At 56.8% G+C, this 6,487-nt stretch carries 5 protein-coding genes and 1 pseudogene; all 6 read left to right on the top strand.

Annotated features, from left to right (window positions below; genetic code table 11):
• A pseudogene (locus RT613_RS23520) lies at positions 1–413 on the top strand (succinate--CoA ligase subunit alpha); the annotation flags it as partial.
• Between the two features lie 172 nt (positions 414–585).
• Positions 586–3,582 carry a 2-oxoglutarate dehydrogenase E1 component gene (locus tag RT613_RS23525; RefSeq protein WP_313618786.1) on the top strand — a complete coding sequence of 999 codons (2,997 nt, stop codon included), beginning with the start codon at positions 586–588 and terminating at the stop codon, positions 3,580–3,582.
• 54 nt (positions 3,583–3,636) lie between these two features.
• Complete coding sequence (odhB, locus tag RT613_RS23530; protein WP_313618787.1) at positions 3,637–4,860, top strand: 2-oxoglutarate dehydrogenase complex dihydrolipoyllysine-residue succinyltransferase; 1,224 nt, start codon at positions 3,637–3,639, stop codon at positions 4,858–4,860.
• 18 nt (positions 4,861–4,878) lie between these two features.
• Entirely contained in the window at positions 4,879–5,289 is a 411-nt protein-coding gene (locus RT613_RS23535) for an MAPEG family protein (RefSeq protein WP_313618788.1), read from the top strand.
• Positions 5,290–5,301: 12 nt separating this feature from the next.
• A complete protein-coding gene (locus tag RT613_RS23540) occupies positions 5,302–5,946 on the top strand; it encodes a LysE family translocator (protein WP_313618789.1) in 645 nt (214 codons plus the stop codon).
• Positions 5,947–6,004: 58 nt separating this feature from the next.
• Positions 6,005–6,487 (top strand): FAD-dependent oxidoreductase (locus RT613_RS23545; RefSeq protein ID WP_313618790.1); only part of this gene is annotated, 483 nt, incomplete at its 3' end.

A 6,487-nucleotide genomic window follows, 5' to 3' on the forward strand; every position in this document is an offset into this window, starting at 1 on the left:
CCTATGAAGCCGTGTTCCAGACATCCAACGAAGGCCTCGGCCAGACGACGGCTGTTGGTATCGGTGGCGATCCGGTCAAGGGCACCGAGTTCATCGACGTGCTGGAAATGTTCCTCGCTGACGAAGCCACCACCTCGATCATCATGATCGGTGAAATCGGCGGTTCGGCTGAAGAAGATGCAGCACAGTTCCTGATCGACGAAGCCAAGAAGGGTCGCAAGAAGCCAATGGCTGGCTTCATCGCTGGCCGTACGGCTCCGAAGGGCCGCACCATGGGCCACGCCGGTGCTGTGGTTTCCGGCGGCAAGGGTGACGCAGAATCCAAGATCGCTGCCATGGAAGCAGCTGGTATCAAGGTTTCGCCTTCCCCGGCACGCCTCGGCAAGACGCTGGTTGAAGTCCTCAAGGGCTAAGACCACATACTGAGACAACAACCGGACAGGCGGATCGTAAAGAGCCGGCTGTCCGGATGCGCTTATAGGGCGCGGGAATGAAGGCCGCTGCGGCGGCAGATATGACCAAAGCGGCAGGCCATCAGCGGCCATCAACAAATCGAGGAGGCGGGGTACGTCCCCCGCAGGACAAATGGCAAGGCAAGAAGCCAACGAGCAGTTTCAGATCACGTCGTTTCTCGACGGTGCGAACGCAGCTTACATCGAACAGCTCTATGCTCGGTATGAAGAAGATCCTTCGTCCGTATCGCCGGAATGGCAGAGCTTCTTCAAGGGCCTGTCCGATAACCCTGATGATGTGAAGAAAGCCGCAAAGGGCGCTTCGTGGAAGCGCAACAACTGGCCGATCGCGGCTGGTGGCGATCTCATTTCGGCGCTGGACGGCAACTGGGCAACAGTTGAGAAGGCGATCGAAAAGAAGGTTCAGGCCAAGGCAGAGGCAAAGGTTGCAGAAACCGGCAAGCCGGTCAGCGAAGCAGAGGTTCTTCAGGCGACACGTGACAGCGTACGCGCCATCATGATGATCCGTGCCTATCGCATGCGCGGCCACCTGCACGCCAAGCTCGACCCGCTTGGCATTGCCAGCGCGGTAGAGGACTACAATGAATTGTCGCCGAAGTCCTACGGCTTCGAGGAAAGCGACTACGACCGCAAGATTTTCATCGATAACGTGCTTGGCCTCGAATATGCGACCGTGCGCGAAATGCTCGAAATTCTTGAGCGCACCTATTGCTCGACGCTGGGTGTCGAGTTCATGCACATGTCCAGCCCGGAAGAAAAGGCCTGGATCCAGGAACGTATCGAAGGTCCGGATAAGGGCGTTGACTTCACGCCGGAAGGCAAGAAGGCTATCCTTTCCAAGCTGGTTGAAGCTGAAGGCTATGAGCAGTTCCTTGACGTTCGCTTCAAGGGCACCAAGCGTTTTGGACTTGATGGCGGTGAGTCGCTGATCCCTGCTCTTGAGCAGATCATCAAGCGCGGCGGCCAGGAAGGTCTTGAAGAAGTCGTGCTCGGTATGGCTCACCGTGGCCGTCTGAACGTTCTGACCAACGTCATGGGCAAGCCGCACCGCGCCGTATTCCACGAGTTCAAGGGCGGTTCGTTCAAGCCTGACGAAGTCGAAGGTTCCGGTGACGTGAAGTACCACCTGGGTGCATCTTCCGACCGCGAATTCGATGGCAACAAGGTTCACCTGTCGCTGACAGCCAATCCTTCGCACCTTGAAATCGTCAACCCTGTTGTGATGGGCAAGGCCCGTGCAAAGCAGGACCAGTTGGCCAAGGTTTGGGAAGGCGACATTATTCCGTTGTCCGAACGCGCCAAGGTTCTGCCGCTGCTGCTGCATGGCGATGCTGCTTTTGCAGGTCAGGGCGTTGTTGCTGAAATTCTTGGCCTGTCGGGCCTGCGCGGTCACCGCGTTGCCGGCACCATGCACGTCATCATCAACAACCAGATCGGCTTTACGACGAACCCGGGCTTCTCGCGTTCTTCGCCATATCCATCTGACGTTGCCAAGATGATCGAAGCGCCGATCTTCCACGTCAACGGTGATGACCCGGAAGCTGTTGTTTACGCAGCCAAGGTCGCAACCGAATACCGCATGAAGTTCCACAAGCCTGTTGTTGTGGATATGTTCTGCTACCGTCGCTTTGGCCATAACGAAGGCGATGAGCCAGCGTTCACGCAGCCAAAGATGTACAAGGTTATTCGCAGCCACAAGACTGTTGCGCGTATCTATGCTGACCGTCTGATCTCGGAAGGCCTGATCAACGAAGGCGAATTCGAAAAGCTCAAGGCTGACTGGCGTGCCCATCTGGAGCAGGAATTCGAAGCAGGCCAGTCCTACAAGCCGAACAAGGCTGACTGGCTGGACGGCCAGTGGTCGGGTCTGCGTATTGCCGACAATGCCGATGAGCAACGTCGCGGCAAAACCGGCGTACCAATGAAGACCCTCAAGGAAATCGGCAAGAAACTGTCGACCATTCCGGAAGGCTTCAACGCACACCGGACCATTCAGCGTTTCATGGACAACCGTGCGCAGATGGTTGAGACCGGTGAAGGCATCGACTGGGCAATGGCCGAAGCCTTTGCATTCGGTACGCTTGCTGTCGAAGGCCACAAGATCCGCCTGTCGGGTCAGGACTGCGAACGCGGCACCTTCTCGCAGCGTCACTCGGTTCTCTACGATCAGGACACGGAAGAGCGTTACATTCCGCTGGCCAACCTTGCGCCAACGCAGGCACGTTACGAAGTCATCAACTCGATGCTTTCCGAAGAGGCCGTGCTTGGTTTCGAATATGGCTACTCGCTGGCCCGTCCGAATGCACTGACACTGTGGGAAGCACAGTTTGGCGACTTCGCAAACGGTGCACAGGTGGTGTTCGACCAGTTCATCTCGTCGGGTGAACGCAAGTGGCTACGCATGTCCGGTCTCGTCTGCCTTCTGCCGCATGGTTATGAAGGTCAGGGTCCGGAGCACTCTTCTGCCCGTCTGGAGCGTTTCCTCCAGCTCTGCGCAGAAGACAACATGCAGGTTGCCAACGTCACCACACCGGCAAACTACTATCACATCCTGCGCCGTCAGGTTCGCCGCGACTTCCGCAAGCCGCTGGTTCTGATGACGCCAAAGTCGCTGCTGCGCCACAAGCGTGCAACGTCGTCGCTTGCCGAACTGGCTGGTGAATCGTCGTTCCACCGTCTGCTGTGGGACGATGCTGAAGTGATCAAGGATGGTCCGATCAAGCTGCAGAAGGATTCCAAGATCCGTCGCGTCGTACTCTGCACCGGCAAGGTCTATTACGATCTGCTCGAAGAGCGCGAAAAGCGTGGTATCGACGATATCTACCTGCTGCGTATCGAACAGCTTTATCCGTTCCCGGCCAAGGCGCTCATCAACGAGCTGTCGCGTTTCCGTAACGCCGAGATGGTCTGGTGCCAGGAAGAGCCAAAGAACATGGGTGCATGGTCGTTCATCGACCCGTACCTGGAATGGGTGCTGGCTCACATCGATGCCAAGTATCAGAAGGTTCGCTACACCGGCCGTCCGGCTGCAGCCTCGCCTGCAACAGGCCTGATGTCCAAGCATCTCGCACAGCTTGCCGCATTCCTAGAAGACGCGCTGGGAGAGTAAAACTCTCCCTCCATCATCCATCAAAAAACAGACACCTATAAACGGAACAAGATTATGGCCACTGAAATCCGCGTACCAACTCTGGGGGAGTCCGTCAGCGAAGCGACTGTCGGAACCTGGTTCAAGAAAGTCGGCGACGTCGTCAAGGCTGACGAGCCTCTGGTTGAACTCGAAACCGACAAGGTAACTGTTGAAGTGCCTGCACCGGCTTCCGGCGTTCTGACTGAGATCGTTGCGCAGAATGGCGAAACGGTTGGTCTTGATGCACTGCTCGGCCAGATTGCTGAAGGTGCTGCTGGCGCTGCAACAACGGCTCCTGCCGCTGCTGCCGCCGCACCTGCTGCTGTTTCGGCTCCAGCACCTGCCGCTGCACCAGCAACAGGCTCGATGCCTGCTGCTCCTGCTGCTGCCAAGGTTGCTGCGGACAACAACATCTCGACTGCCGATATCGACGGTTCCGGCAAGCGTGGCCAGGTTCTCAAGGGCGACGTTCTGGCCGCTGTTGCCAAGGGCGCTTCGGCTCCTGTACCTGCTGCTCCGGTTTCCGCACCACGTCCGGTTTCGTCTGCTGAAGACGGTGCCCGCGAAGAGCGCGTGAAGATGACCCGTCTGCGCCAGACGATTGCAAAGCGTCTGAAGGATGCACAGAACACTGCAGCCATGCTGACCACCTATAACGAGGTGGACATGTCGGCTGTCATGGACCTGCGTAACCGTTACAAGGACGTTTTCGAAAAGAAGCATGGCGTAAAGCTTGGCTTCATGGGCTTCTTTACCAAGGCCGTGACCCACGCGCTGAAGGAACTGCCGGCTGTTAACGCAGAAATCGACGGCACCGACATCATCTACAAGAACTATTGTCACGTTGGCATGGCTGTCGGCACCGACAAGGGTCTGGTTGTTCCGGTTATCCGTGACGCTGACCAGCGTTCGATTGCTGGCGTTGAAAAGGAACTTGGCCGTCTTGCCAAGGCAGCCCGTGACGGTTCGCTCAGCATGGCCGACATGCAGGGCGGCACCTTCACCATCACCAATGGTGGTGTTTACGGCTCGCTGATGTCCTCGCCAATCCTCAATGCTCCGCAGTCCGGTATCCTCGGCATGCACAAGATCCAAGAGCGTCCGGTTGCTATCGGCGGTCAGGTTGTCATCCGTCCGATGATGTATCTCGCGCTGTCCTACGATCACCGCATCGTTGACGGCAAGGAAGCCGTGACCTTCCTCGTTCGCGTCAAGGAAAGCCTGGAAGATCCAGAACGTCTGGTTCTCGATCTCTAAGAAAAACGGGAGAGAAGAATGGAAACGCTGGCAAGCGAAAACGGGCCTTACATGGTGCTGTTGGCTCTCAGTGTCATTCTTCTCTTCCTGCATATTGGGTTGCAGGGCATGCTTGCGACCAAGGAACTCGGATCTGCATGGAATGCAGGTCCGCGTGACGAAGGTAAAAAGCCGAAAGGCGCGATGGCCGGCAGGGCTGACCGCGCCTTGGCAAATTACAAGGAAACCTATCCGGCCTTTGTGGGGCTGATCCTCGGTGTGGCCTTTATGGGTGACGCTTCAGGGTGGGGCCTGGTAGGCGGGTGGATATGGTTTGCGGCGCGTATCGCCTATATTCCGCTTTATCTCCTCGGAATTCCCTATATTCGTTCGCTGGTATGGCTCGTTTCGGCCGGCGGTCTGCTCATCATGCTGCTGTCCTTGATCTGAGGAATATTCGTCATGCACGCTTACCTCATTGAACTGCTTTCGCTGATGGCGATCTTTGCCTTCGCCATCGTATCGCCGGGCGCCGATCTGGCGATGGTGATGCGACAGGCCATCGTGCACGGCCGCGGTCAGGCCATCATCACCAGTTTTGGCATTGGTGCTGCGCTGATGTTCCATGTCAGCTACACGATCCTCGGTCTTGGCCTTGTCATTTCCCAGTCGATCTATCTGTTCAATATCGTCAAGTGGCTGGGTGTTGCCTACCTGCTCTATATCGGCGTCAAGGCATTGCGGGCTGGCAAAACAGACGTGACCGCTGCAACAGGCGATATGACGGCTGCGCCACGCCAGCAACAATCGGCACTCAAGGCGTTTACGCTTGGTTTTGCGGCCAATGCACTGAACCCGAAAGCGGTGTTTTTCTTCCTGTCGATCTTCTCGACGGTTGTCAGCGCTCATACGCCGATTGCCATCAAATTCTCTTACGGTCTGGTCATGGCCAGCTGTCTGATCCTGTGGTTCATCGGGGTCAGCCTCTTCATGACAACGCCACGTATGCGTGCGGCATTCTCGCGTGCAAGCCAGTGGATCGATCGCGCCAGCGGCGTGGTTTTCATTGCGCTTGGAATTAAACTTGCCACCGAAAAAGCGGCCTGAAGGCCAAAACCTAGAGGTAGCGGGTTTGCCGCTGCCATCATCAATCAGGAATTAGAACATGGCTTATGATGTAGTTGTTATCGGCACCGGACCCGGTGGTTATGTTTGCGCAGTCAAGGCGGCCCAGCTTGGCCTGAAGGTCGCCGTCATTGAAAAGCGTTCGACCTATGGCGGCACCTGCCTCAACGTCGGCTGCATTCCATCCAAGGCTCTGTTGCACGCATCCGAAACCTTTGCGCATGTTGCGCATGGCCTGGACTCGCTTGGCGTTGAAGTTGCCGCACCAAAGCTCAACATCGAAAAGATGATGGCGCACAAGGACGGCGTGGTGAAGGCCAATGTCGACGGCGTTTCCTTCCTGTTCAAGAAGAACAAGATCGATGCTTTCCAGGGCACCGGCAAAGTTGTTGCTGCTGGCAAGGTTTCCGTGACCAACGACAAGGGCGAAGTACAGGAAATCGAAGCCAAGAACATCGTCATTGCGACCGGTTCTGACGTTGCCGGTATCCCTGGTGTCAACGTTGCCATTGACGAGCAGGTC

Origin of the sequence: Agrobacterium sp., assembly GCF_032092815.1 — a bacterium.
Classification (GTDB): Bacteria; Pseudomonadota; Alphaproteobacteria; order Rhizobiales; family Rhizobiaceae; genus Agrobacterium.

What these genes read in the sequence shown, in the direction of transcription:
- RT613_RS23535 (WP_313618788.1), top strand. Translation starts at nt 4,879, where the DNA reads ATGGAAACGCTGGCAAGCGAAAACGGGCCTTACATGGTGCTGTTGGCT.
- RT613_RS23540 (WP_313618789.1), top strand. Translation starts at nt 5,302, where the DNA reads ATGCACGCTTACCTCATTGAACTGCTTTCGCTGATGGCGATCTTTGCC.
- RT613_RS23525 (WP_313618786.1), top strand. Translation starts at nt 586, where the DNA reads ATGGCAAGGCAAGAAGCCAACGAGCAGTTTCAGATCACGTCGTTTCTC.
- odhB (WP_313618787.1), top strand. Translation starts at nt 3,637, where the DNA reads ATGGCCACTGAAATCCGCGTACCAACTCTGGGGGAGTCCGTCAGCGAA.